The sequence below is a fragment of the Nitrosomonadales bacterium genome (genome assembly GCA_016716325.1).
Lineage (GTDB): Bacteria > Pseudomonadota > Gammaproteobacteria > Burkholderiales > Gallionellaceae > Gallionella.
This window is the reverse complement of record JADJWO010000001.1, coordinates 1,420,958-1,445,612: the sequence shown is the minus strand read 5'-3', so window position 1 is coordinate 1,445,612 and position 24,655 is coordinate 1,420,958. Positions and strand designations below refer to the sequence as shown.

The 24,655-nt window shown below is 61.4% G+C and carries 25 protein-coding genes; 20 read left to right on the top strand and 5 right to left on the bottom strand.

Going from position 1 to position 24,655, the window contains the following annotated elements; translation table 11 throughout:
• Positions 1-38 precede the first annotated feature (38 nt).
• From IPM27_06970 to IPM27_06940, 7 genes are all read left to right on the top strand, one after another.
• Positions 39-371: a class I cytochrome c gene (locus tag IPM27_06970; GenBank protein ID MBK9161291.1), complete on the top strand. Its 333-nt coding sequence runs from the start codon at positions 39-41 to the stop codon at positions 369-371.
• A gap of 146 nt (positions 372-517) precedes the next feature.
• The gene (locus tag IPM27_06965) at positions 518-2,485 is read left to right on the top strand and encodes a cytochrome C (GenBank protein MBK9161290.1); all 1,968 of its coding nucleotides are present in this window, start codon (positions 518-520) and stop codon (positions 2,483-2,485) included.
• A 211-nt stretch (positions 2,486-2,696) separates the two neighbouring features.
• Positions 2,697-4,373 carry an arginine--tRNA ligase gene (locus IPM27_06960; GenBank protein ID MBK9161289.1) on the top strand — a complete coding sequence of 559 codons (1,677 nt, stop codon included), beginning with the start codon at positions 2,697-2,699 and terminating at the stop codon, positions 4,371-4,373.
• 19 nt (positions 4,374-4,392) lie between these two features.
• Positions 4,393-4,971 carry an SPOR domain-containing protein gene (locus tag IPM27_06955; GenBank protein ID MBK9161288.1) on the top strand — a complete coding sequence of 193 codons (579 nt, stop codon included), beginning with the start codon at positions 4,393-4,395 and terminating at the stop codon, positions 4,969-4,971.
• Positions 4,968-5,633, top strand: a complete 666-nt coding sequence (locus IPM27_06950; protein ID MBK9161287.1) for a thiol:disulfide interchange protein DsbA/DsbL — start codon at positions 4,968-4,970, stop codon at positions 5,631-5,633. The genes IPM27_06955 and IPM27_06950 overlap by 4 nt, the downstream gene beginning before the upstream one ends.
• 69 nt (positions 5,634-5,702) lie before the next feature.
• Positions 5,703-6,449, top strand: coding sequence for an SDR family oxidoreductase (locus IPM27_06945; GenBank protein ID MBK9161286.1), 747 nt, complete (start codon positions 5,703-5,705; stop codon positions 6,447-6,449).
• Positions 6,450-6,455: 6 nt separating this feature from the next.
• A complete protein-coding gene (locus tag IPM27_06940) occupies positions 6,456-7,178 on the top strand; it encodes a class I SAM-dependent methyltransferase (protein MBK9161285.1) in 723 nt (240 codons plus the stop codon).
• Here the strand turns inward: IPM27_06940 and gatB are convergent.
• The 3 genes from gatB to gatC are packed head-to-tail and all read right to left on the bottom strand — an operon-like array spanning position 7,175 to position 10,431.
• Complete coding sequence (gatB, locus tag IPM27_06935) at positions 7,175-8,680, bottom strand: Asp-tRNA(Asn)/Glu-tRNA(Gln) amidotransferase subunit GatB (protein MBK9161284.1); 1,506 nt, start codon at positions 8,678-8,680, stop codon at positions 7,175-7,177. The genes IPM27_06940 and gatB overlap by 4 nt on opposite strands.
• A gap of 2 nt (positions 8,681-8,682) precedes the next feature.
• A complete protein-coding gene (gene gatA / locus IPM27_06930) occupies positions 8,683-10,137 on the bottom strand; it encodes an Asp-tRNA(Asn)/Glu-tRNA(Gln) amidotransferase subunit GatA (protein MBK9161283.1) in 1,455 nt (484 codons plus the stop codon).
• Between the two features lie 6 nt (positions 10,138-10,143).
• Complete coding sequence (gene gatC, locus IPM27_06925) at positions 10,144-10,431, bottom strand: Asp-tRNA(Asn)/Glu-tRNA(Gln) amidotransferase subunit GatC (GenBank protein ID MBK9161282.1); 288 nt, start codon at positions 10,429-10,431, stop codon at positions 10,144-10,146.
• A 97-nt stretch (positions 10,432-10,528) separates the two neighbouring features.
• Between gatC and IPM27_06920 the strand changes: the two genes are divergently transcribed.
• The 6 genes from IPM27_06920 (at position 10,529) to IPM27_06895 (ending at position 17,002) form a co-directional block, all read left to right on the top strand.
• Positions 10,529-11,572, top strand: coding sequence for a rod shape-determining protein (locus IPM27_06920; protein MBK9161281.1), 1,044 nt, complete (start codon positions 10,529-10,531; stop codon positions 11,570-11,572).
• An 85-nt stretch (positions 11,573-11,657) separates the two neighbouring features.
• Positions 11,658-12,584, top strand: coding sequence for a rod shape-determining protein MreC (mreC, locus tag IPM27_06915; GenBank protein MBK9161280.1), 927 nt, complete (start codon positions 11,658-11,660; stop codon positions 12,582-12,584).
• The gene (gene mreD / locus IPM27_06910) at positions 12,584-13,102 is read left to right on the top strand and encodes a rod shape-determining protein MreD (GenBank protein MBK9161279.1); all 519 of its coding nucleotides are present in this window, start codon (positions 12,584-12,586) and stop codon (positions 13,100-13,102) included. The genes mreC and mreD overlap by 1 nt, the downstream gene beginning before the upstream one ends.
• Positions 13,099-14,997 (top strand): penicillin-binding protein 2, encoded by a 1,899-nt coding sequence (gene mrdA, locus IPM27_06905; protein ID MBK9161278.1) that lies wholly within the window; start codon positions 13,099-13,101, stop codon positions 14,995-14,997. The genes mreD and mrdA overlap by 4 nt, the downstream gene beginning before the upstream one ends.
• Positions 14,990-16,087, top strand: a complete 1,098-nt coding sequence (gene rodA, locus IPM27_06900; GenBank protein ID MBK9161277.1) for a rod shape-determining protein RodA — start codon at positions 14,990-14,992, stop codon at positions 16,085-16,087. The genes mrdA and rodA overlap by 8 nt, the downstream gene beginning before the upstream one ends.
• A gap of 9 nt (positions 16,088-16,096) precedes the next feature.
• Positions 16,097-17,002, top strand: coding sequence for a septal ring lytic transglycosylase RlpA family protein (locus tag IPM27_06895; protein ID MBK9161276.1), 906 nt, complete (start codon positions 16,097-16,099; stop codon positions 17,000-17,002).
• Here IPM27_06895 and hypD read toward each other — a convergent pair.
• On the bottom strand, positions 16,977-18,077 hold the full coding sequence (hypD, locus tag IPM27_06890) for a hydrogenase formation protein HypD (protein ID MBK9161275.1): 1,101 nt from the start codon (positions 18,075-18,077) through the stop codon (positions 16,977-16,979). The two genes, IPM27_06895 and hypD, sit on opposite strands and share 26 nt — an antisense overlap.
• Complete coding sequence (locus IPM27_06885; protein MBK9161274.1) at positions 18,077-18,310, bottom strand: HypC/HybG/HupF family hydrogenase formation chaperone; 234 nt, start codon at positions 18,308-18,310, stop codon at positions 18,077-18,079. Before IPM27_06885 ends, hypD begins: the two co-directional genes overlap by 1 nt.
• A gap of 81 nt (positions 18,311-18,391) precedes the next feature.
• On the opposite strand from IPM27_06885, the gene IPM27_06880 reads away from it, so the two are divergent.
• The 7 genes from IPM27_06880 (at position 18,392) to IPM27_06850 (ending at position 24,614) form a co-directional block, all read left to right on the top strand.
• Positions 18,392-18,871 (top strand): HyaD/HybD family hydrogenase maturation endopeptidase, encoded by a 480-nt coding sequence (locus tag IPM27_06880; protein MBK9161273.1) that lies wholly within the window; start codon positions 18,392-18,394, stop codon positions 18,869-18,871.
• Complete coding sequence (locus IPM27_06875; GenBank protein ID MBK9161272.1) at positions 18,868-19,269, top strand: hydrogenase expression/formation protein; 402 nt, start codon at positions 18,868-18,870, stop codon at positions 19,267-19,269. The genes IPM27_06880 and IPM27_06875 overlap by 4 nt, the downstream gene beginning before the upstream one ends.
• Positions 19,266-19,460: a hypothetical protein gene (locus IPM27_06870; GenBank protein MBK9161271.1), complete on the top strand. Its 195-nt coding sequence runs from the start codon at positions 19,266-19,268 to the stop codon at positions 19,458-19,460. The genes IPM27_06875 and IPM27_06870 overlap by 4 nt, the downstream gene beginning before the upstream one ends.
• A 1-nt stretch (position 19,461) precedes the next feature.
• Complete coding sequence (locus IPM27_06865; GenBank protein ID MBK9161270.1) at positions 19,462-20,547, top strand: hydrogenase small subunit; 1,086 nt, start codon at positions 19,462-19,464, stop codon at positions 20,545-20,547.
• A 13-nt stretch (positions 20,548-20,560) separates the two neighbouring features.
• Positions 20,561-21,217, top strand: a complete 657-nt coding sequence (locus IPM27_06860; protein MBK9161269.1) for a hypothetical protein — start codon at positions 20,561-20,563, stop codon at positions 21,215-21,217.
• Between the two features lie 181 nt (positions 21,218-21,398).
• A complete protein-coding gene (locus tag IPM27_06855) occupies positions 21,399-22,676 on the top strand; it encodes a (Fe-S)-binding protein (protein MBK9161268.1) in 1,278 nt (425 codons plus the stop codon).
• 165 nt (positions 22,677-22,841) lie between these two features.
• Positions 22,842-24,614: a nickel-dependent hydrogenase large subunit gene (locus IPM27_06850; protein ID MBK9161267.1), complete on the top strand. Its 1,773-nt coding sequence runs from the start codon at positions 22,842-22,844 to the stop codon at positions 24,612-24,614.
• The last annotated feature ends 41 nt before the right edge of the window (positions 24,615-24,655 follow it).

The window sequence follows — 24,655 nt, the reverse complement described above, 5'->3', positions numbered from 1 at the left end:
TAAACAATCGTCAAGAACAGGAGTAACTGGAAATGAAAATGAAGTCTCTCGTCACGTGCACATTCGTTGCATTGTTCGCATTAACTGTCCCGGCTGCACAAGCGGCCGTTGACCAGGCTGGCGCAAAGAAACTGCTCAATGAGAGTGGATGCCTGGCGTGCCACGATGAAACCAAGACCAAGGTAGCCCGTTCCTACAAAAAGATTGCGGCAGCTTATAAAGGCAATTCCAAGGCAGAAGCCGCCATCACCAAACACCTCACGCAGCCGAGCCAAGTTTCGATGGGTGGGGAAATGATGGATCACGCCCAGATCGAAACCGATGATCCGGCAAAGGTAAAGAACCTGGTCAAGTGGATCCTGTCGCGCTGATCTCCGGCTGGGCTGCGCGAAATAATTAGCCGCGCAGCCTTGGTCTGGCGGGGGTGAAAAGCCCCCGTTGTATGTCGCTCCTTCTCGTCCGAAAGAAAATCATGAAAGTCATCGCACACTCTCTTTTCTCGTTCAGAAGATGGGCCATGCTGGCATTGTTTATTCAAGTCTGGCTCTGGGGGGCGACGTTCGCCGTTGCGGCTTCGGATCCGGGTTCGGCAAAGCGGCTGGATAATGCAGGCTGCCTTGTGTGCCATGACGGTAAAGGCGATACGCTCTATGGCAAGGGGGCGGATGGGGAGCCGCGTGAGCTGCATGCCGTGCCGGCTGAAAAGTTCGGAAAGGGCGTACACGCGAACATGGCATGCGTCGATTGCCATGCCGAGATCAAGGACAGTCAGGCGCGCCACCGGGTTTCCGAATCGGCAAAAAAAGCGGACTGTGCCGAGTGCCATATCTCTTTGTGGGTAACAGCGCTACGCGAAGGCAAGCTTGCCGAGAAACCCGGTCTGGGCAGGGTGATGGAGAACATCGGAGCGTATAAGCAATCGTCTCATGCCAAGCCCAATGTCGATGATCCGAATGCACCCAACGCCACTTGCCACGATTGCCATGATGACCATACCTTCAATGTCGCGCCAAGCGGAACGGCGGAGCACGATGAATGGCACCATGCCACCCCCAAGGTCTGTGGTGAAGGCTGCCATGACTGGCAACTGAGTCAGTATGCCAAGTCGGTACATGGCAAGGCATTGCTGGATCAGAACAACCACGATGCGGCAGCCTGCATCGATTGCCATTCGGCGCATTCGGTCACCAGCCCCCATCAGTCCCCGGTCAAACTGGCCATCACCAAGAATTGCGGCGGGTGTCACGAAGAGAACCTGAAGACGTATCGGGAGACCTATCACGGCCAGGTGGGTTCGCTCGGATATGCCTATACCGCCAAGTGCTTCGACTGCCACGGCAGTCATGACGTGCGCAAAGTGAGTGATCCGAAATCCAAGGTGCATCCGGACAACCGTCTGAAGACCTGCCAGAAGTGCCACAATGACAAGAAGCCGGGCATGAACAATGCAACGGAAGGTTTTCTGACGTTCAGCCCGCACGCCAACAGTCACGATTTCGAGAAATATCCGCAGATGTGGATCGTGACCAAATTCATGATCGCGCTACTGGTCGGCGTGTTCATCTTCTTCTGGCTGCATTCCGCACTCTGGTATTACCGCGAATGGAAAGAACAGAGAGAAGGCAAGGTCGTGTCCTATGTTCGCGCGGGCGATCTGCCGGTAGATGAGAGGAAATTCTTCCAGCGCTTCCCGTGGGGTTGGCGCGTCGCACACCTGCTGTTCGCGCTGGTCACCATGAGTCTGGTATTGACCGGCACGATGGCGCTGTTCGCCGAATCGGCCTGGGCGCCGGCACTGGCAGAGTGGTTGGGCGGGCCGCATCAGGTCAACCACATCCATCGCATCCTGGCGGGGTTGTTCGTCGCGATCTTCTTCACACATTTCATCTACGTGATGCAGAAGCTGCTGCGCGACAAGAACTTCCGCTGGTTCGGTCCGGACTCGTTGATCCCGAACTTGAAGGACTTCAAGGATTGCTACGGCATGTTCAAGTGGTTCTTCGGCAAAGGGCCGAAGCCGATGTTCGACCGCTGGACCTATTTCGAGAAGTTCGACTACTGGGCCGTGTTCTGGGGCGTCACCATCATCGGCACCAGCGGTCTGATGCTGGCGATGCCGCATGTGACGGCGACCTATCTGCCGGGTTGGGTGTTCAACGTGGCGACGGTGGTACATGCCGAAGAAGCCTTCCTGGCAGCCGTGTTCCTGTTCACGGTTCACTTCTTCAACAACCACTTCCGTCCGGACAAATTGCCGCCACCCGACATCGTCATGTTCACCGGTGCGCAATCGATGGACGAGTTCAGACGTGACCATCCGGCGCAGTACCAGCGGCTGGTTGATTCCGGCGAACTGGAAAAATATCTGGTGGATGCGCCGTCGTTGCCGATGACGCTGGGTTCAAAGCTGCTCGGGATTGTGCTGATCCTGATCGGCCTGACCTTACTGGTTCTGGTGGCGGCGGGCTTCTTCGGCAAGGTATAGCGCGACGGTCTTTGCCGGCAGGATGGGGCGGAGCGATCCGGCCCGTCGCCGGCAGGGGCGCGCTTCCAAAGTGAACGAAGGACCGCGGTTGATCCCTTTGTTTAACGAACCGAGATACATGGATGGACATGCCGCGCCTTCCGGGAGGAACGGTCATGGGAGTCGCCCGCCCTGAATGCTATAATCCGCGCCTCTTTTGAAGGTGCCCGTAATGTCAGTAGTCCTGAATTTCAAATCCCATCTGGCAGACCTGTTCGCGCAGGCGTTGCGCGAGGTCGTGCCGGAGCAGGGTGATACAACTGTACTCATCGAACGCCCCAAGTTGGCGACGCATGGCGATTACGCCTGCAATCTGGCGATGCAACTGGCCAAGCCATTGCGCAAGTCGCCGCGCGATATCGCGAATGCACTGGTCGCAGCATTGCCGAAAACCGACTTCATCGAAAAGGTGGAGATCGCGGGGGCGGGGTTCATCAATGTATTTATTGCTGCCACGGCCAAGCAACGCGTGATACAGGGCGTATTGCAGGCGGGTGCAGGTTACGGCCATGTGCATGCCGGGCAGGGGCGCAAGGTGCAGGTCGAATTCGTCTCGGCCAATCCGACCGGGCCGCTGCACGTCGGTCACGGGCGCGGCGCGGCGGTGGGCGATTGTCTGTGTCGCGTGCTGCATGCGGCGGGCTGGAACGTGACGCGCGAGTTCTACTACAACGACGCGGGGCAGCAGATCGATAATCTGACGCGCTCGGTGCAACTGCGCTGCAAGGGCATCACGCCGGACAGCCCGGAATGGCCGGAGGATGGCTACCGTGGCGACTACATCGTGGAGGTGGCCAGCGCCTACATGGCCAAGGAGTCCGTCGAGGCGGACGACCAGCGCATCGCCGGCAAGGGCGAGGCGGATGACGCCGAGGCGATCCGCCACTTTGCGGTGGCCTACCTGCGCCGCGAGCAGGATCTGGACTTGCGTGCCTTCCAGGTGGAGTTCGATGTGTTCTCGCTGGAATCCGCGCTGTATACCGAAGGCAAGGTGGAGGCCACGGTGCAGAAACTGATCGCCAGCGGCCACACCTACGAACAGGACGATGCGCTGTGGTTGCGCACCACCGATTTCGGTGACGACAAGGACCGCGTGATGCGCAAGAGCGATGGCGGCTACACCTACTTCGTGCCGGATGTGGCCTACCATCTGGACAAATGGAAACGCGGCTTTGTGCGCGTGATCAACGAGCAGGGATCCGACCACCATTCCACCATCACACGCGTGCGCGCCGGTCTGCAGGCACTCAACGAAGGCATCCCCAAGGGATGGCCCGACTATGTGCTGCACCAGATGGTGACGGTGCTGAAGAACGGTGAAGAGGTGAAGATCTCCAAGCGTGCGGGCAGCTATGTCACCCTGCGCGACCTGATCGACGAAGTGGGTTGTGATGCGACGCGCTATTTCCTTGCGGCGCGCTCGCCTGATTCGCAGCTGGTGTTCGACATCGATCTGGCCAAGTCGCAGAGCAACGACAACCCGGTGTATTACATCCAGTATGCGCATGCGCGCATCAGCACGGTACTGGCACAGTGGGGCGGCGACCGCCAGAGCCTGTTGGGGGCGGATTTCTTGCCACTGGATAGCGAGTACGAGAAGACGTTGTTGCAGCGTATGATTGATTTTCCCCAAGTGATCGAACAAGCCGCCGAAGATCTGGCGCCACACCTGATCGCCTTCTATCTCAAAGAATTGGCGGCCGATTTTCACAGCTACTATAATGCCTCGCGCTTTCTGGTCGAGGACGAGAAGCTCAAGCTGGCGCGCCTGGCGTTGATTCTCGCATTGGCGCAAGTGCTGAAAAATGGCCTGGCCCTGCTCGGGGTGGGCGCACCAGAGAAGATGTAAGGAAAGGAAACGGACAAAGATGGGCAGAATCGCAGGCAACAAATCCACCGCACCGCGCAAAGGGGGCAGTTCGCTTTTGACCGGCATCCTGATCGGCATGGTGATCGGTGCCGGCATGGCGGCCGGTGTGGCATGGTACATCATGAAATCGCCCAGTCCGTTCGTGCAGAGAGCGCAGGTGGCGCCACCGCCCACGGCCGATGCAAGTACATCGCCGGCATCCGGCACGTCGGGTGTGGCAGCTTCTTCCGGAGTGTCCGATACCAAGCCGCGCTTCGAGTTTTACAAAGTGCTGACCGACAAGCCGGACGCAAATGTAGTGGTGACCGTCAATCCTGTCGCGCCTAAGGCACCAGCTGCGAAGGAGGCCTATTACCTGCAGGCAGGCTCGTTCACGAGCGCCGATGAAGCCGAGAACTTGAGGGCCAGATTGACCCTGATGGGCATGGAGGTCAATGTGCAAACAGCCTCGATTCCTGGCAAGGGCATATGGCACCGGGTACGCGTCGGCCCGTTCAGGGGGGCGAGCGAAATGAACAATGCCCGCGCCACGATGAAACAAAATGGCATTGAAACCACTCCAATGCACGGGCAATGATCGCCCGGTTTCTTATCCCGAAGGAGAAAAACAAGATGAAGCTGCTGAAGAATCTGATTGTTGCGGTTGCGTTGATGATGTTGGGCGGTACGGCAGTTGCGGCTGAATTGGGCAAGGATTACAAACTGCTGGATCCGGCGCAGCCGACCAGCACCAAGAATATTGAAGTGCTGGAGTTCTTCTTTTACGGATGCTCGCACTGCTATCACCTGCACGGGCCGCTGAGCGCATGGGAAAAGAAGATGCCCAAGGATGTCGGTCTGGCCTATGTGCCGACCATATTCCGCGATTCGTGGGAGCCGATGGCGCGTACCTATTACGCGCTGGAGGCATTGGGGCAGGTTCACCCGTTGCACGATGCGCTGTTCAAGGCATGGAACGTGAATAACGTGGACCTGAGCGACGAGGGCAAGGTGCTTGATTTTGTAGCGCCGCGCGGCGTGGATCGCGCAAAGTTTTCAGCGGCCTACAATTCGTTTGCCGTGCAGGGCAAGGTGGCGCGTGCCAAACAGATGATCCGCAGCTACAGGATAAGCGGTACGCCGACGCTGGTGGTGGCCGGCAAATACGTGATTACCGGTCTTCAGCCGGACGAGACCATCCGCGTGCTGGACGAGGTCATTGCCATGGCACGCAAGGAGCGTCGCACTGGCAAACATTGATCCGGGTTGCAGGCTTTGCATGTCCGGTCCGGACTGAATGTGCAGGCATTGCCTGTTAAATCGCTGGTCATCAGTGGCGTGTCGAGCGGCATCGGTCTTGCCCTCGCACGCCACTATCTTGAACGCGGCGCGATCGTCGCCGCCATCGCCCGGCGTGGCGAACTGCTGAAATCCCTCTCTGAAGAATTCCCGGGAAAAGTTTTCCCCTATACACTCGATGTGCGCGATGCGCCGTCCGTCCGTGCCGCCGCGGAAGACTTTATCGCCCGGGTTGGCGTGCCGGATATCGTCATTGCCAACGCCGGGGTGAGTCGCGGCACGCTGACCGAATATGCCGAAGACCTCGACTCGTTCCAGCAGGTGATGGATATCAACGTGCTCGGCATGGCCAAGACCTTTCAGCCGTTCATGCGTCCGTTGCTCGACGCGAAACGCGGGACGCTGGTCGGTATCGCAAGCGTGGCCGGCTTTCGTGGCCTGCCGGGTTCCGAGGCTTACTCGGCCTCCAAGGCTGCGGCAATCTCCTATCTCGAATCACTACGCGTCGAACTGCACGGCAGCGGTGTGAAGGTCGTGACCATATGCCCCGGCTATATCAGGACGCCGATGACTGACATCAATCCTTATCCGATGCCGTTCATCCTGGAAGCGGATGATGGCGCACGCCGCATGGCACGTGTCATCGCGCACGGCTGCTCGTTCGCCGTGGTGCCGTGGCAGATGGGCATAGTGGGCTGGTTGCTGCGGCGATTGCCGAACTGGCTGTATGACCGGCTATTCGCCCATGCGCCGCACAAGCCGCGTGGATTGGCATAGAGAGCGATGCAACACCTGTACCAGCGATTCCTCAAGGGCGGTATACCCGAATATCTGGCGCGGCATTACTGGTGGGCCTACCTGTGGGACAAGAGCATCTGGTTCTTCGATCACCAGTCCGTCATCAATGCCATCCTGTTCGGTCAATATGAAAAGCTGTTGAACAGGACACTGCATCATGTCGAAGCGCGTTCCGGCGCACGTCTGCTGCAACTCACCTGCGTGTACGGCAAACTCACGCCTTCCCTGTTTCGCAATGCCGACAACGAGGTACACCTGTGCGATGTCGCCACCGGACAAATGTGCCTGGCGCGGAGCAAGACGCGCGATATCGCCAGACGTTGCCATCTGGCGCAGATGAATGCGGAATCGCTGGCCTATGCCGACGAGAGCTTCGACCAGATCATTCTGTTCTTCCTGTTCCATGAATTACCACCTGAGGCGCGGCAGCATGTGTATGACGAGATCGCGCGAGTACTGAAGCCGGGCGGTTCGGTACTCATCACCGAATATGCCGGCACGCCACATCGGCATCTGCTCTATCGTTTTCCGCTGACGCGCTGGGTACTGGGGACGCTGGAACCGTTCCTGCCGGGATTCTGGCAGGAGGATGTGACCGCGAAACTGAAGGAAGCGCTGCGCAGACAGGACAAGTTGCTGGCCGGTGAGCCGCAAGTCGAATACTGCTTCGGTGGCTTTTACCGGGTGATGCGTTACGACGTGGCTTAACCCGCCAGCTTCTTCTTCAGGACTTCGTTGAGTTGCGCCGGGTTGGCCTGTCCTTTGCTGGCCTTCATGGCCTGTCCGACGAAGAAGCCGAACAGCTTGTCCTTGCCCGAGCGATACTCGGCGACCTTGTCGGTGTTCGCCGCTATGATCTCGTCCACGATCTTCTCGATCACGCCCGCATCCGATACCTGTTTCAGCCCCTTGGCTTCGATGATGGCATCGGCTTCGCCACCCTCGGTCCACATGGTGCGGAACACTTCCTTGGCGCCGGAGTTGGACACCGTGCCGTCGGCGATGCGCTTCAGGATGCCGCCCAGTTGTTGCGCGCTGATCGGGCATTGCGCGATGTCGAGATTGTCGCGGTTCAGTTGTGCGCTGAGCTCGCCGGTGATCCAGTTGGCGCACATCTTGGCAGAAGTTGAAAATTGATTTTCACGTTCGCCTCCTCGCCCGCTTGCGGGAGAGGATTGAGGAGAGGGCAAAACGGCGACCAACGCCGCCTCGAAGAAATCCGCCATTGCGCGCGAGCTGGTCAGCACGCTGGCATCGTAGGCCGACAGGCCTTGTTCCTGATAGCGCAGTTGTTTGGTATGCGGCAGTTCGGGCAGGGTCGCGGCGACCTGTTGCTTCCACTCTTCGCTGATCGCCAGCGGCAGCAGGTCGGGATCGGGGAAATAACGGTAGTCGTGCGCGTCTTCCTTGGTGCGCATCACCCGCGTCTCGCCGCTGTCCGGGTCGAACAGCACGGTGGCTTGCTGGATGCTGCCGCCGTCTTCCAGCGTGGCGATCTGGTGTTGCACCTCGTAGTTGATGGCCTGCTCCAGAAAGCGGAAAGAATTGAGGTTCTTGATCTCACGCCGCGTGCCGAAAGGCGTGCCGGGCTTGTGCACCGAGACGTTGGCGTCGCAGCGGAACGAACCTTCCTGCATGTTGCCGTCGCAGATGCCGATCCACTGTACCAGTGTATGCAGCGCCTTGGCGTAGGCCACCGCTTCGGCGGCGTTCCTCATGTCCGGTTCGGAGACGATCTCCAGCAGCGGCGTGCCGGCACGGTTGAGGTCGATGCCGGTCATGCCGTGGAAATCCTCGTGCAGGGATTTGCCCGCATCCTCTTCCAGATGGGCGCGCGTGATGCGCACGGTCTTTTCGTAAGCGGCGGTCTTCCCTTGTGCGGGGACCTGGATCACGAGCTGGCCCTGACCGACCACGGGCAGCTCGAATTGACTGATCTGGTAGCCCTTGGGCAGGTCCGGGTAGAAATAATTCTTGCGCGCAAACACCGAGCGCGGCGCGATATGTGCGCCGGTGGCGAGGCCGAATCTGATCGCGCGCTCCACCGCGCCCCTGTTCAGCACCGGCAATACACCGGGCAATGCCAGGCTCACGGCGTCGGCCTGCGTGTTTGGCTCGGCACCGAACGCGGTCGAAGCGCCGGAGAAGATTTTTGAGTTGGTCGAAAGTTGCGCATGCACTTCCAGCCCGATGACGATTTCCCAGCTCATGTTCAGATTCCCTGCGGCGCGCGGCTGTGCCAGTCGGTCGCCAGTTGATATTGATGCGCTACATTCAGCATGCGCGCTTCGTCGAAATAATTGCCGATGATCTGCAGACCGACCGGCATGTTGTTATCGCCGAAGCCGCAGGGGATGGACATGCCGGGCAATCCGGCCAGATTCACGGCGATGGTGTAGATGTCGGACAGATACATCTGCACCGGATCGTCGCCTTTCTCGCCCAGCTTGAAAGCAGTGGAAGGCGAGGTCGGCCCCATGATCACGTCGCACTGTTTGAACGCTTCGACGAAGTCCTGCGCGATCAGGCGGCGGATGCGTTGCGCCTTGATGTAATAGGCATCGTAGTAGCCGTGGCTCAGTACATAGGTGCCGATCATGATGCGGCGCTTCACTTCCGCGCCGAACCCCTGCGCACGGCTCTTCTCATACATGTCGGCGAGGTCGCCGTACTCGGGTGCGCGATAACCGTAGCGCACGCCGTCGAAGCGAGACAGGTTGCTCGACGCTTCCGCCGGGGCCAGCACGTAGTACACCGGCACCGAGAGTCTGGAATTCGGCAGCGAGATATCGACGATGGTCGCACCCAGTTTCTTGTATTCGGCGATGGAGGCCTCGATAGCCTTGGCGACATCCGCGCCCATGCCTTCGGAGAAGAACTCCCTGGGCAGGCCGATACGCAGGCCAGTCAGCGGTTTGTTCAAATCGCGTGCGTAGTCTTCCTTGTCACGTTGCAGCGAAGTGGAATCGCGTTCGTCGAAACCGGCCATCACGTTCAGCATCAGCGCCAGATCTTCGGCACTGCGGCCCATCGGGCCGGCTTGGTCGAGGCTGGAGGCGAAAGCGATCATGCCGTAACGCGAGCACACGCCATAGGTCGGCTTCAGGCCCGAGATGCCGCACATCGCGGCAGGCTGGCGGATGGAACCTCCGGTGTCGGTGCCGGTGGCGGCCGCGCACAAACGTGCTGCCACCGCTGCCGCCGTGCCGCCGGATGAACCACCCGGTACGCGTGCGGTATCCCACGGGTTCTTCACTGGGCCGTAGTGCGAGGTTTCGTTGGAAGAACCCATGGCGAACTCGTCCATGTTGGTCTTGCCGAGGTTCACCGCCCCCGCGTTGTTGAATTGCGAGATGATGTGCGCGTCGTAGGGCGACACGAAGTTGTGCAGCATCTTCGAACCGCAGGTGGTCAGCCAGTCCTTGGCGCAGAAGATGTCCTTTTGCGCGACGGGGATGCCGGTCAGCGCATCGGCTGTGCCTGCTGCGAGGCGCGCATCAGCGGCCTTGGCCTGCGCCAGCGACCGTTCTGGATCGATGGTGATGTAGGCGTTGAGCTGTGGGTTCAGCTTCGCCATGCGATCGAGGTAGAGCCGGGTCAGCTCGACGCTGGAGATCTTGCGGGCAGCGAGGGCATCGCCGAGTTGTTTGAGGCTGGATTCGAACATGCTGGCTTACTCGATGACTTTGGGAACCAGGAACAGGCCCTGCTCCACTTGCGGGGCGACAGTCTGGAAGACCTCGCGCTGGTTGGTTTCGGTGACGGTGTCCTCACGCAGGCGCTGGGCCAGATCCTGGCTGTGCGACATGGGCTCGACCCCGTCGGTATCCACGGCCTGCATCTCGGCGATCAGGCCGAAAATGCCGTTGAGCTGGTCGCGGGCGATTTCGATTTCTGCCTCGTTTACCGACAGACGGGCGAGGCGGGCGATTTTTTCAACATCCCGTGTGCTTAAAGACATAGCAAAAACTTTATTGGAATAAGACTAATAGGGTATCATGAACGGGTTTGGCAGCGCACCCCTTTGAGCATTTTCCCTATTGATTACAGGACACAACATGTTTGGATTTTTGAACGGCTATTTTTCTAACGATTTGGCAATCGACCTTGGTACGGCGAACACACTGATCTGGGTGCGCGGACAGGGGATCGTGCTGGATGAGCCGTCAGTGGTGGCGATCCGCCAGGAAGGCGGGCCGAACGGCAAGAAAATCATCCAGCAGGTGGGCTTGGCCGCGAAGCAGATGTTGGGTCGCACGCCGGGCAACATCACCGCGATCCGCCCGATGAAGGACGGCGTGATCGCGGACTTTACCGTGACTGAACAAATGCTCAAGCAGTTCATCCGCAAGGTCTACAAGGCCAGCATCTTCAGCCCGAGCCCGCGCATCGTGATCTGCGTGCCGTGCGGCTCGACGCAGGTCGAACGCCGCGCAATCCGCGAATCGGCAGTCGGTGCCGGTGCGCGCCGCGTGGAGCTGATCGAGGAACCGATGGCTGCGGCGATCGGTGCTGGTCTGCCGGTGGAGGAAGCGACCGGCTCGATGGTGGTGGACATCGGCGGCGGCACCACCGAGGTGGGCGTGATCTCGCTGGGCGGCGCGGTATATTCCGGTTCGGTGCGCGTCGGCGGCGACAAGTTCGACGAGGCGATCATCAATTACATCCGCCGCAACTATGGCATGCTGATCGGCGAGACTACCGCCGAGGACATCAAGAAGACCATCGGCTCCGCCTTCCCCGGCAGCGAGGTGCGCGAGATGGAAGTGAAGGGGCGCAATCTGGCCGAAGGCGTGCCGCGCAGTTTCACCATCTCCAGCAACGAGATACTCGAAGCGCTGACCGATCCGTTGAACAGTATCGTCAGCGCAGTGAAGACCGCACTGGAGCAGACGCCGCCGGAATTGGGCGCGGACATCGCCAACAAGGGCATGGTGCTGACCGGAGGCGGCGCGCTGTTGCGCGACCTCGACCGCCTGCTGATGGAGGAGACCGGGCTGCCGGTGCTGATCGCCGATGACCCGCTGACCTGCGTGGTGCGCGGTTCCGGCCGTGCGCTGGAAAGCATGGACAAGTCCACCAGTATTTTTACGACGGAGTAAATGAATTTCAGGAGGTGGGGATGGGGCGGAAGCGGGAAACGTTCTTGACGCGCAGCTCCCGGCTTTCTGCACACCATTCCAGATGATCGACAATACGCAATCCTTCCAGTTTTTCAATCGCGGGCCCAGCCCTGCGGTGCGACTGGTGTTCTTTGCGGTACTTTCCCTGCTGTTGCTGTTCGTCGATGCGCGTTACCGCTATCTGGAATCCACTCGCAGCACGCTGTCGGTGCTGGTTGCGCCGGTACAGCAACTGGCAGCCATGCCGGGCGAGGTGTGGCGGCATACCAGCGATTTCTTTACCACCCAGCACAGGCTGATAGACGATAACCAGTCGCTGCATCAGCAGCATCGGGTTGATGCGGCGCAATTGCTGCAATTACAGGCGCTGCAACAGGAGAACGGGCAATTGCGCGATCTGCTGGCGCTGCCGCAGCGCGGCGAATATTCGGCGCAACCGGTCGAGATCGTGTATGCCGAACGGGACATCTTCAGGCGCAAGATGCTTGTCAACAAAGGTGTCAACGCGCAGGTGCAGGCAGGACAGGTGGTCATGGACGACAAGGGGATCGTGGGACAGGTCACCCGCGTCTACCCGGAACTTGCCGAGGTGACGCTGGTCACGGAAAAGAACCATGCCGTGCCGGTGCAGATTCTGCGCAACGGGTTGCGCACCATCGTATTCGGTGCGGGCGATACCAGCCAGTTGTCGCTGCGTTATATGCCGGTCAGTGCCGACATCCGGAATGGCGACATGCTGGTCACATCCGGCATAGACGGAGTCTACCCGCCGGGCATCCCGGTCGCCAGGGTGGAGAAGATCGAACGCGACGATGCCTACCCTTTCGCGCGCGTCACCTGTATGCCGCTGGCCGGCGTGGACAATAACCGCCATCTGCTGATCCTGTCAGGTCTGCCCATGTTGCCGGAACGCCCGGCGGAGGAGCCGCCTGCCGAGAGTCGCGGCAAGGGCGGAAAGAAGACCGCGAAAAAGAAGCGGGGGGCTGACTGATGCCTTATTCCTCGCCCGACAATCCCGAAATCCAGCGCCCGGTCGGCAACACCTTCATCGTGTCGAGTGTGCTGTTGGCGCTGTTCCTGAACGCCCTGCCGTGGGAAGGCGTCTGGTTGGCGCTACGCCCGGATTTCGTCGCGGTGGTACTGCTGTACTGGTGCATGCACAAGCCGATGCGCGTCGGTATCGGGATGGCGTGGATGGTCGGGATATTCGCCGATGTGGCTGATGCCAGCCTGTTCGGGCAGCACGCGCTGGCTTATACGTTGCTTGCTTTCGGCGGCGTGGTGCTGCATCGCCGCCTGCAGATGTTCGAACTGCGCCAGCAGACCGTGCAGGTGTTCGGCATCTTCGTGGCGACCTACGTGGTGTACGCGCTGGTGCACTGGCAGTTGAACGGCTATGTGGTATGGTCATACTTCCTCGGTTGTCTGACCTCGACCTTGTTGTGGGCGCCGCTCAGCGTCATGTTCCAGGCGATACGGCAATTGCGCGTGGACCGTGACCGCCCATGAAGCAGCACGTCGAACTCCGGAACCACCTGCGCGAGATCTTCTACTTCCGGCTGCGGCTGGCCATCAGTATCGGCTTCGTCCTGCTGCTGCTGGCGATCCTGCTGGCGCGCTTTGTCTATCTGCAAACGGTGCGTCACGACTATTACCAGACGCTGGCGGAGAGCAACCGCATCTCCGTCGTGCCCATCGTGCCGAATCGCGGCCTGATCCTCGACCGCAACGGCGTAGTGCTGGCGCAGAACTATTCCGGCTACACGCTGGAAATCACGCCCAGCAAGGTTCATGACATGGAGACCACGATCAACGATCTGTCCGCGCTGGTTGCGATCACACCCAAGGATCGCAAGCGCTTCAGAAAACTGCTCGCCGAACGGCATGATTTCGAATCGCTGGTGATACGCAGCCGGCTCGATGACGAGGAGGTCGCGCGGTTTGCCGCGCAGCAATTCCGTTTTCCCGGCGTCGAGATCAAGGCACGCCTGTTCCGCGATTATCCGTTCGGCGAGAAGACCGCCCATTTGATCGGTTATGTCGGGCGCATCAACGAGACCGACGTCCAGCAGCTCGAGGAGAACGACCTGGCGGCCAACTATCGCGGCTCGGACTACATCGGCAAGGTCGGCCTGGAACAGAGTTACGAGAACGAACTGCACGGCGTCACCGGTATCGAGCAGGTGGAAGTCGATTCTGCGGGACGCGCGGTGCGCATGTTGTCGCGCACCCCGCCGTCTTCCGGCAATACGCTGGTGTTGAGTATCGATGCAAAACTGCAGGAGATCGCCGAGCAGTCGTTCGGCAATTACCGCGGCGCGCTGGTGGCGATCGACCCGAACAACGGCGAGGTGCTGGCCTTCGTCAGCAAGCCGGGTTATGACCCCAGCCTGTTCATCGACGGGATCGATTCGGAAAGCTGGGACGAGTTGAACAATTCTCCCGACCATCCGCTCAACAACCGCGCGTTGCGCGGCCAGTATCCATCCGGCTCCACCATCAAACCGTTCATGGCGCTGGCCGGACTGTATTACGGCACGCGTTCGCCGGGCCGCACCATCAGCGATCCGGGCTACTTCACCCTGCCGGGCAGCAGCCACCGGTACCGCGACTGGAAAGCGGGCGGGCACGGCAGCGTGGACATGTTCAAATCCATCGTCATCTCCTGCGACACCTACTATTACGGACTCGCGGTCGATATGGGCATCGACAATATCCATGGCTTCCTGTCGCGCTTCAACTTCGGCAAGAAGACCGGCATCGACCTGGAAGGCGAGACATCCGGCCTCCTGCCGTCACAGGAATGGAAGATGCGTCGCTACAAGCAAAAATGGTACACGGGCGATACCGTATCGGTGGGCATCGGGCAGGGCTACAGTCTGGTGACGCCGATGCAGCTGGCCTATGCCACCGCGACGCTGGCGAACAACGGGATCGCTTATCGTCCGCACCTGGTCAGGGAGGTGCGCAGATCGTCCGATGGCCAGAGCCGCCTGATCGTAAGCAAGCCGGAAACAGACCTGAAACTCAATCCGGCGCATCTTGATCTGGTCAAGCGCGCCATGGCGGCGGTCACGCAGCCGGGCGGTACAGCCGCACAAGCTGCCGCCGGCGCACCGTATCATATTGCCGGCAAGACCGGCACGGCACAGGTGGTCGGCATGAAACAGGGCGAGAAGTACGACGCCAGCAAGCTCGACGAACGGCACCGCGACCACGCATGGTTCATCGCGTTCGCGCCGGCCGAGCAGCCGAAGATCGCGCTGGTGGTGCTGGCCGAGAACGGCGGGCACGGCGGCGGCACGGCGGCGCCGATCGCGCGCAAGGTGATGGACTATTACCTGCTCGGCAAGGAGCCCGAGCCGTTGCCGGACAATGCCGGCGAGGAGGGCGAGAATGACTAGGCGACAGCTATGGCAGCGTTTCATCGCTCACATCGACCCGCCGCTGATGCTCGGCCTTGCGCTGTTGTTGATGGTCAGCCTGCTGGTGCTGTACAGCGCGGACAATGCCGGTTGGGGCAAGCCGCTGAGCCAGTTGTTCAACATCACGGTGGCGCTGGTTTGCATGTGGCTGGTCGCAAACCTGCCCTTGCACTACCTGATGCGTACCGCCGTGCCGATCTATATGCTCGGCATGGCGTTGCTGATCGGCGTGGCGCTGTTCGGCGAGATCAGCCACGGCGCGCGGCGCTGGCTGAACCTCGGCATCGGCACGATCCAGCCGTCCGAACTGATGAAGATCGGCGTGCCGCTGATGATGGCCTGGTATTTCGAGAAGCACGAAGCCACGCTGACGCTGAAGAATTACTTCGTCGCCGCGTTGCTGCTGCTGGTGCCGGTGGCCCTGATCGCGCGTCAGCCCGACCTGGGCACCGCGATCCTGATCTCTGCCAGCGGGTTCTACGTATTGTTCCTCGCCGGACTCAGCTGGAAGGTGATCGGCGGCCTGTTTGTCTCGGCGCTCGCCAGCGCGCCGGTGCTGTGGTCGATGCTGCACGATTACCAGAGGCATCGCATCCTGATGCTGTTCGACCCCTCGCAGGACGCGCTGGGCAAGGGTTACCACACCATCCAGGCGACCATCGCGGTCGGGTCGGGCGGCATACTCGGCAAGGGCTACCTGCAAGGCACGCAGACCCATCTCGACTTCCTGCCGGAGCGCACCACCGATTTCATCTTCGCCGTGTACTCGGAAGAGTTCGGCCTGGTGGGCAACCTGATCCTGCTGGCGATGTATTTCTTCGTGATCGGGCGTGGCTTCATCATCACCGCCAATGCCTCCACCTATTTCACGCGCCTGATGGCCGGCTCCATCACGCTGACCTTCGCCACCTACGCGTTCGTCAACATGGGCATGGTCAGCGGCATCCTGCCGGTGGTCGGCGTTCCCTTGCCATTGGTGAGTTACGGCGGCACGTCGATGCTGACCCTGCTGCTGGGTTTTGGTATGCTGATGAGCATCGAGACGCACAAGAAACTGGTAAAGACCTAGGAGATACGCATGATCAAGCAAACCGCAATCCTGACATTGGCAACTCTGGTGCTGGCTGCCTGCGGCAGTGTGCCGCAACGCGAGGCGGCCACGCGCAGCACCCCCGCGCCGGTCGAGTCGCGCACGGTGGGCGCTGCTCCATCGCCTGCCGCCCCGCCCGGGGGCGGTTATCTTGCCGGCGACGGCCCCGGTGCCGATATACCGGCCAACCTCGACGATATCCCCGATGCCGTGCCGCGCAACGAGCCGCTGCACCGTTATGCCAACCGTCCCTACGTCGCGCTGGGCAAGACCTACACGCCGAAGACCGTGGTCGGGAATTTCAGGGAACGTGGCATCGCCTCCTGGTATGGCAAGAAATTCCACGGCCAGCGCACCTCCAGCGGCGAGGTGTATGACATGTACGGCATGACGGCCGCCCATCCCATCCTGCCGATCCCCAGCTATGCGCGCGTGACCAACGTGGCGAACGGGAAATCGGTGGTGGTGCGTGTCAACGACCGTGGCCCGTTCCTGCATGAGCGCGTGATAGACCTTTCCTATACAGCCGCGCACAAGCTCGGTATCGTCGGCAACGGCAGCGCGGAAGTCGAAGTCGAAAGCCTGGGGCCGAACGCGATCGTCAATCACGTCGCCAGGGTGGATGCGGTCCAGACCCGGCCGCTGGAAAAGGCTGCGCCCGTCGGCAACACCTATCTGCAGCTCGGTGCATTCAAGTCGGAAGACGCGGCGGAGAGCTTCATGGCAAAGATGCGTGCCGAACTCGGCGACCTCGGCAATAAGCTTGGACTGTTCTCAAAGGGCGGTCTGGTGCGCGTGCATCTCGGTCCGTATGCCAGTGAGAGCGAGGCGCGCAGCAGTGCGGAGAGTCTGAAGGACAAACTGGGCTTCAAGCCGATACTGAGCTTGCGCTGACACCGCCCGATCGCCAGATCCGGCAGGCGCCTTCGTCGGATACCATGCAGGGACCGACCGGCGTGCGAGGCGTGCAGGCCTTGTCGTACAGCCTGCATTCGTTCGGATAGATCCTGCCCAGTACCACGCGCGCGCAGTCGCAGCCCGGCGGCATTTCGCCGACCCGCTTGCGTCCTTCCTTTTCGAGCGCGCCGAACAGTTTGCGCGCATCGTACTGTTCGAAACGCGGCGCAAGCGCATATCCAGACGCCGGAATGATGCCGATGCCGCGCCAGTTGGCATCGACCACTTGCAACGCCTGCGCCAGCAGCGCTTGCGCCGCAGGATTGCCGCCGGGACGTACCGCTTCCGGGTAACAGTTGTCCAGGAACCGCTTGCCCTCGATCAGCTGGCGCAGCACCGAATAGATCGCCGCCAGCAGCGATAGCGGTGTGAAGCCGGCGACCGCAGCGGGGAGGCCGTGTTTGTCCACCACGAACGACCATTCCTCCGGCCCCATCACGGTGGCAACGTGACCGGGCGCGATCAGCGCGTTGAACCCGGGCGTGCCGGAATCCAGCAGCATCGCCACGGCAGGCCAGGTCAGGCGGCACGACAGCAGCAACAGCAGATTGTCCGGTATGCCTTCGAGCAGCATCGCCGCGACCGGCGCAGTGGTGGTCTCGAATCCCGCCGCGAAGAACACCACCTGCCGTCCGGGATTCTCACGGGCGATCCTTACCGCTTCCTGCGGGCTGGAGATCGGGCGCACGTCGGCGCCGGCGGCCTTGGCCTGTTCCAGGGAACGGGGTTCCGATTTCGGCACGTTCACCGGCACGCGCAGCATGTCGCCGAACGCGACCAGGATCACGCCCGCCCGCAACGCCATCTGCATCGCCAGGTACACATCCTCCTCGGGGCACACGCACACCGGGCAACCGGGGCCGGGGATCAGTTCCACATTCTGCGGCAGCGCGCCGCGCAGGCCCGCCATCGTGATCGAGCGCTCATGCCCGCCGCACACGTTCATGATGCGTACGCGCCGGTCGAGCGGCAGCGCGCGTATCCTTTCCAGCCAGTCACGCGCGCCCGTCATCAGGATGCGGCCCCGGCGGCCAGCAGTTCGTCGAGCAATTCCCAGGTCGAATGCGCTTCCTGTTCGGTCAATTTCTGGATCGCGTAGCCGACATGCACGATGACGTAGTCGCCCACCGCCAGCGGCTCGTCCTGCAACAGGAACAGGCTGACTTCGCGCGTCACGCCCCGTGCTTCGCAGCGGGCGTTATAACCGTCGATGCTGGTGATCTGCATGGGGATGCCGAGGCACATGAAATAATCCCAAAGGTTGATTGAAGTGTTCACATTCTAATGCTAGATTGAACACGTCGCCTGCTCGCCATTCTTGACATCATGAGTGAACGCCGCAAGACACTGATTCTCGGCATCGGCAATTCCCTGTTGCAAGACGAGGGTGCGGGTGTCCATGCGGTACGGATGCTGGCCGAACGGATGGCGGGACGCGATGACATCGAACTGATGGACGGTGGCACGTTGAGCTTCACACTGGCCGGCGCGATCGAGGATGCCGCGCAACTGATCGTGATCGACGCCGCGCGATTCGACGGTGAACCCGGCGCGACCCGGGTGTTCGAGGGCGAGGAGATGGACGCGTTCATCGGCGGCAACCGCAGGTGCAGCGTGCACGAGGTCAGCCTGATCGACCTGCTGTCCATCGCCCGGCTCGCCGACCGACTGCCGTCGCGGCGCGCGCTGATCGGCATCCAGCCGCAGGACATCGAGTGGGGCGAGACACCGTCGCCCGCCGTTGCCACCGCGCTCCCCCGCGCATGCTCCCATGCGTTGCAACTGGTCGAGGCGTGGCAGACATGACCATTCCCATCCGGCCCGACGAAGACCATTCCATCGGCAACCTGCGCGCATTGCTGGCCGAGATCGCCGCGCATCTGGAGAGACTGGCGCACGACGGGACGACTGGCATCATCGACCTGAACAGCCTGCCGCTGGCTCCCGGCGAATACGAACAGTTGCGCCAGTGGCTGGGACAGGGCGAGGTGTCGATCCGCATCGAGGCGATCGGGCCGAGCGAGGTCGTCGAGACCGGCTATCCCGGCGTGTGGTGGGTGACGCATTACAACGTCGAGGGCGACATCGTCGCCGATACGCTGGAGGTCGCTGCCGTTCCGGAGATCGTCCGGAGCCAGCAGGAAGACATCGATGCCGGGCTGGAACGGTTGCGCGCCCGACTCAACGACGAGCAGCAGCCATGAACCTGAAAAACCCTGCTGTCCACGAAAGACACGAACAGCTCGAACAGATTCATGGCGAATACAACGGCCGGCATCCATCATCCGATTGGATGAGTCGCACCAACATGTGCGGCCAACTGGCTTGTTTGCGAGCTTTCGCCTGGCCCCATTTCGTGACTTTCGTGTTTTTCGTGGATGAAAAGAGGTTTTAAGATGAACGAACGTGAAACCTTGGGAGAACGACTCGCGCAGCAGGGCATCAGCCGCCGCGCCTTCCTGAAATTCTGCGCCGCGATGGCGACGATGATGGCCCTGCCGCCCGGCAGTGTGAGCGCCATCGCCGCCGCGCTGGCCAGCGCGAAGCGGCCGTCGGTGATCTGGCTGTCGTTCCAGGAATGCACCGGCTGCACCGAATCGCTGACGCGCTCACATTCGCCGACACTGGAGAGTCTGATCTTCGACATGATCTCGCTCGACTACCACCATACGCTGCAGGCCGCTTCCGGTCATGGCGCGGAAAAATCGCGAGAGGATGCGATGCGCGAATTCTTCGGCAGCTACCTGTTGCTGGTGGACGGCTCGATCCCGCTCAAGGACGGCGGCATCTATTCCACCATCGCCGGGCGCACCAACCTCGACCTGCTGGAAGAGGCGGCGAAAGGCGCGGCGGCCATCGTCGCGGTCGGCAGTTGCGCGGCGTTCGGCGGCCTGCCCAACGCGCAGCCGAATCCCACCGGCGCGGTCGCGGTGTCCGACATCATCAGGGATAAACCCATCGTCAACATCTCCGGCTGCCCGCCCATCCCCGCCGTCATCACCGGCGTGCTGGCGCATTACCTGACCTTCGGCGAGCTGCCCGTGCTCGACGATCTGGGACGGCCCAAGGCGTTCTACGGCGAGACCATCCACGACCGCTGTTATCGCCGCCCGTTCTATGAACAGGGCAAGTTCGCCAAGACGTTCGACGACGAGGGCGCGCGCAACGGCTGGTGCCTGTACGAACTCGGCTGCAAGGGGCCGACCACGCACAACGCCTGCGCGACGACCAAATGGAACGGCGGGGCGGGCTTCCCGATCGAAGCCGGCCACGGCTGCCTGGGTTGTTCCGAGCCGAAATTCTGGGATGCGGGCAGCTTCTATGCGCCGCTGCCATCGCCCACTGCCGATGTCGCCTCGGTCGCGCAGGCCGCAGCGGTCGTTGGTGCGGGCGCCGCCGTGGCATTGAGCGCGCTGGATCGCAACAAGCGAAAACGGGTGCAGCAGGCGCGCGAGAAGCTGACCGTCAAAGACCTGACCTGAGGAGCGCGAGAACATGGATCCGGAACTGTTGCTTTGGGTACGCGGGACCGGCTTGCAGATAGCCGCCGCCGTGTTCGTGCTGGGCATGAGCTACCGCATGCTGCACCTGCTGATGCTCGGCCGCAAAAGATCGCTGGCCGCCCCGCGCGGCTCCGAATGGTCGGGCGGTCTGCGCACCATGTGGAAGCGGACTTTCGTGTCCACCAAACTGAGCGCGCGCGGCAACTTCACCGTCGTCGCCGGCCTCGTCTTCCATATCGGCTTCTTGATGACCTTCTTCTTCCTCAGCCAGCACATCGACTTGATCCGCGCGGTACTCGGGTTGGGCTGGCCCGCGCTGCCGCGCGGCGTGATCGACATCGCCGCCGTGCTTTCCATCGGCGCGATGATCGCGCTGTTGGCGCACCGTTTCATCGACCCGGTGAAGCGCATGCTGTCCGACTTCCAGGACTACCTGACCTGGACGCTTTCCTTCCTGCCGCTGCTCACCGGTTTCATGCTGCTGCGCGAGATCGGCTTCGAATACATCACCTTGCTGACGCTGCATATCGCCAGCGTCGAACTGCTGCTGGTGATCGCGCCGTTCACCAAGCTGGCCCACATGTTCTCGACCTTCATCGCGCGCTGGTACAACGGCGCGGTGAACGGGTTCAAGGGCATCAATATATGAACAAAAATCTCTTTCATCCACGAAAGACACGAAAATCACGAACCTGAAGTATGGAGTTAAACGAAATAGGCTACCCACCCATCGGATGACAAGATTCACAGGGACATGCATTTGAACTTGTTCGTGTTTTTTTGTGTATTTCGTGGACGATTGCTTTTTCGATGAGAAAGGGAGGAACGAGATGAGCACATCACTCCAGCGCGGCATCGACACCCTGATCGGGCAGATCGACGCACCGATCGCCAGCTTCTTCACCTCCTGCGTGCATTGCGGGCTGTGCGCCGATGCCTGCCTGTTCTACACCGAGACCAACGACCCGAAGTACACGCCGATCCACAAGCTGGAGCCGATGCGCCGCCTGTGGCAGCAGGAATACACCTTCTGGGGCAAGCTGATGAAGCAGGTCGGCCTGTCCAAGCCCGTCACCGACGAAGAGCTGGCCGAGTGGGAGCCGCTGGTGTACGACAGCTGCACGCTGTGCGGTCGCTGTTCGCTGGTCTGTCCGGTCGGCAACGACATCGTCTACATGGTGCGCAAGATGCGCGAGGGCATGGTGGCGTCCGGCCATGCGCCGGAAGGATTGAAGGGCGCGACGCAGCGCGCCGTCGAGCTCGGCAGCCCGATGGGCGTGACCCTGAACACGCTGATGGCGCACATCCGGCACACCGAAAAGGAGACCGGCCTGACGGTGCCGCTGGACAAGGAGGGCGCGGACTACATGCTGGTGCTCTCTTCCGCCGAGGTCGCCGATTACAGCGAGATCGTGACCGCGGTGACGCGCATCTTCCATCAGGCCGGGGTGTCGTGGACCTTCGCCTCGGACGGTTTCGAGGGCACCAACAGCGGCATCCAGATCGGCTCTTCCGACCTCGCGGCCGAGCTGGTCGGGCGCATCGTGCGCGCCGCCGAACGGCTCAGGGTGAAATACGTCATCAGCCCGGAATGTGGCCATGCCTATACCGCATTGCGCTGGGAAGGTCCCAACCTGATCGGTCGCGCCTATCCGTTCGAGGTCATCCACATCATCGAGCTGCTCGACCAGTTGCGCAGCGAAGGACGCTTGCGCACGGACAGCGTGGACGAGACGCGCATGACCTTCCACGACCCGTGCCAGATGGTGCGGCGCGGTGGCGTGATCGAACAGCCGCGCAATCTGCTGAAGCAGGTCGCGCCCAACTTCGTCGAGATGCCGGAGGCGGGCGTGCAGAACTGGTGCTGCGGCGGGGGGGGCGGTGTGGCCGCGAACCCGCGCGCCGAACCGCTGCGCCTGCAGGTGTTCAGCCGCAAGAAGGCGCAGCTCGATGCGGTGAACGTGAAGACCATGGTCACCTCCTGCTCCAATTGCCGCACCATGCTGCTGGACGGGCTGGAACACAACCGCATGGATGTCGAGGTCATCGGACTGACCGAACTCGTCGCCGAGCATCTGGCCCCTGAGGAGAAGTCAAATGCGGATTGATGCGTTCTCATCTTCTCTGTTCCTTCCCCCTTGCAGGGGGAAGGCCAGGATGGGGGTAGAACAGTTGAATGCCAACATTTCTACCCTCACCCCAACCCTCTCCCTGCAAGGGAGAGGGCGCATTCCCTCAGCGCACACAAAATTAGCCATGGAAGGAAAGCAAACATGAGCAGAAGAGTCGTCGTCGACCCCATCACCCGCATCGAGGGCCACCTGCGAATCGAAGCCGAGACCGATGCCGAAGGGCGCATCACGCAGGCCTCCAGCGCCGGCACCATGGTGCGCGGCATCGAGATCATCCTGCGCGGCCGCGACCCGCGCGACGCATGGGCGTTCGCGCAGCGCATCTGCGGCGTGTGCACGCTGGTGCACGGCATCGCCTCGGTGCGCGCGGTCGAGGACGCGCTGAAATACGAGATCCCCGCCAACGCGCAACTGATCCGCAACCTGATGATAGGCGCGCAATACATCCACGACCACGTGATGCATTTCTACCACCTGCACGCGCTGGACTGGGTGGACGTGGTGTCCGCGCTGAAGGCCGATCCCGCCGCCACCTCGCGGCTGGCGCAGACGGTCAGTCCGTCCTATCCGCGTTCCTCGCCCGGCTATTTCGCCGACGTGCAGAAAAAGGTGAAGGGCTTTGTCGAAGGCGGCCAGCTCGGCATCTTCGCCAACGGTTACTGGGGACATCCGGCCTACAAGCTGCCGCCCGAGGCCAACCTGATGGCGGTCGCGCATTACCTCGATGCGCTCGCCTGGCAGCGCGACGTGGCCAAGTTGCACACCATCTTCGGCGGCAAGAACCCGCACCCCAACTTCCTCGTCGGCGGCGTGCCCTGCGCGATCAGCGTGCATCCGCAACACAAGGGTCACGGCAAGGGCCCGCACCATCGCGGCGGCGAGGGCGCCACCTCGCTCAACATGGTGGGGCTGGCCAACGTGCAGAACATCATCAACCAGATGCGCGAGTTCGTGGAACAGGTCTATGTGCCGGATACGCTGGCCATTGCAGGTTTCTACAAGGACTGGGGCGCGCAGGGTGAAGGCGTCGGCAACTTCCTCACTTATGGCGATTTCCCCGCCAAAGGCATCAACGACCCGGCCAGCAACCTGATCCCCGCCGGCGTCATCCTCAACCGCGACCTGTCCACCATCCATCCTGTCGACCTGCACGCCGAGAACGAGATCGAGGAATTCGTCGCGCATTCCTGGTACGACTACCGCGCAGGCAAGGACAAGGGGCTGCACCCGTACAACGGCGAGACCGCGCTGCACTACACCGGCCCCAAGCCGCCCTACGAGAACCTCGACACCGCCAAGGATTATTCCTGGCTCAAATCACCGCGCTGGAAAGGCAAGGCGATGGAGGTCGGCCCGCTGGCGCGTGTGCTGATGCTGTATGCCAGCGGCCACGAGCAGACCAGGGAACTGGTGAACATGACGCTGCGCACGCTCGACGTGCCGGTGGCCGCGCTCTATTCCACGCTGGGCCGCACTGCCGCGCGCACGCTGGAGACCAAGATCATCGCCGACGCGATGCAGGGCTGGTACGACCAGCTCATCGCCAACATCAAGTCGGGCGACGTGCGCACCTTCAACGAACAGAAATGGGACCCGTCCAACTGGCCTGCCACCGCAAAAGGTGCAGGCTTCACCGAAGCGCCGCGCGGCGCACTGGCGCACTGGGTGGTCATCAAGGATGGCAAGATAGACAACTACCAGGCGGTCGTCCCATCCACCTGGAACGCCGGACCGCGCGATGCGAACGGACAGGAAGGCCCTTACGAGGCCGCGCTGAAAGGCCACAAACTGCACGACCCCAAACAGCCCATCGAGATATTGCGCACCATCCACAGCTTCGACCCCTGCATCGCCTGCGCAGTGCACGTGACCGACCCGGACGGCGCAGAACTGGTCGAGGTCAAGGTCAGATGATGCCGGTTCTGTTTGCTTACTGCGCCAAAAAGGAATCGACT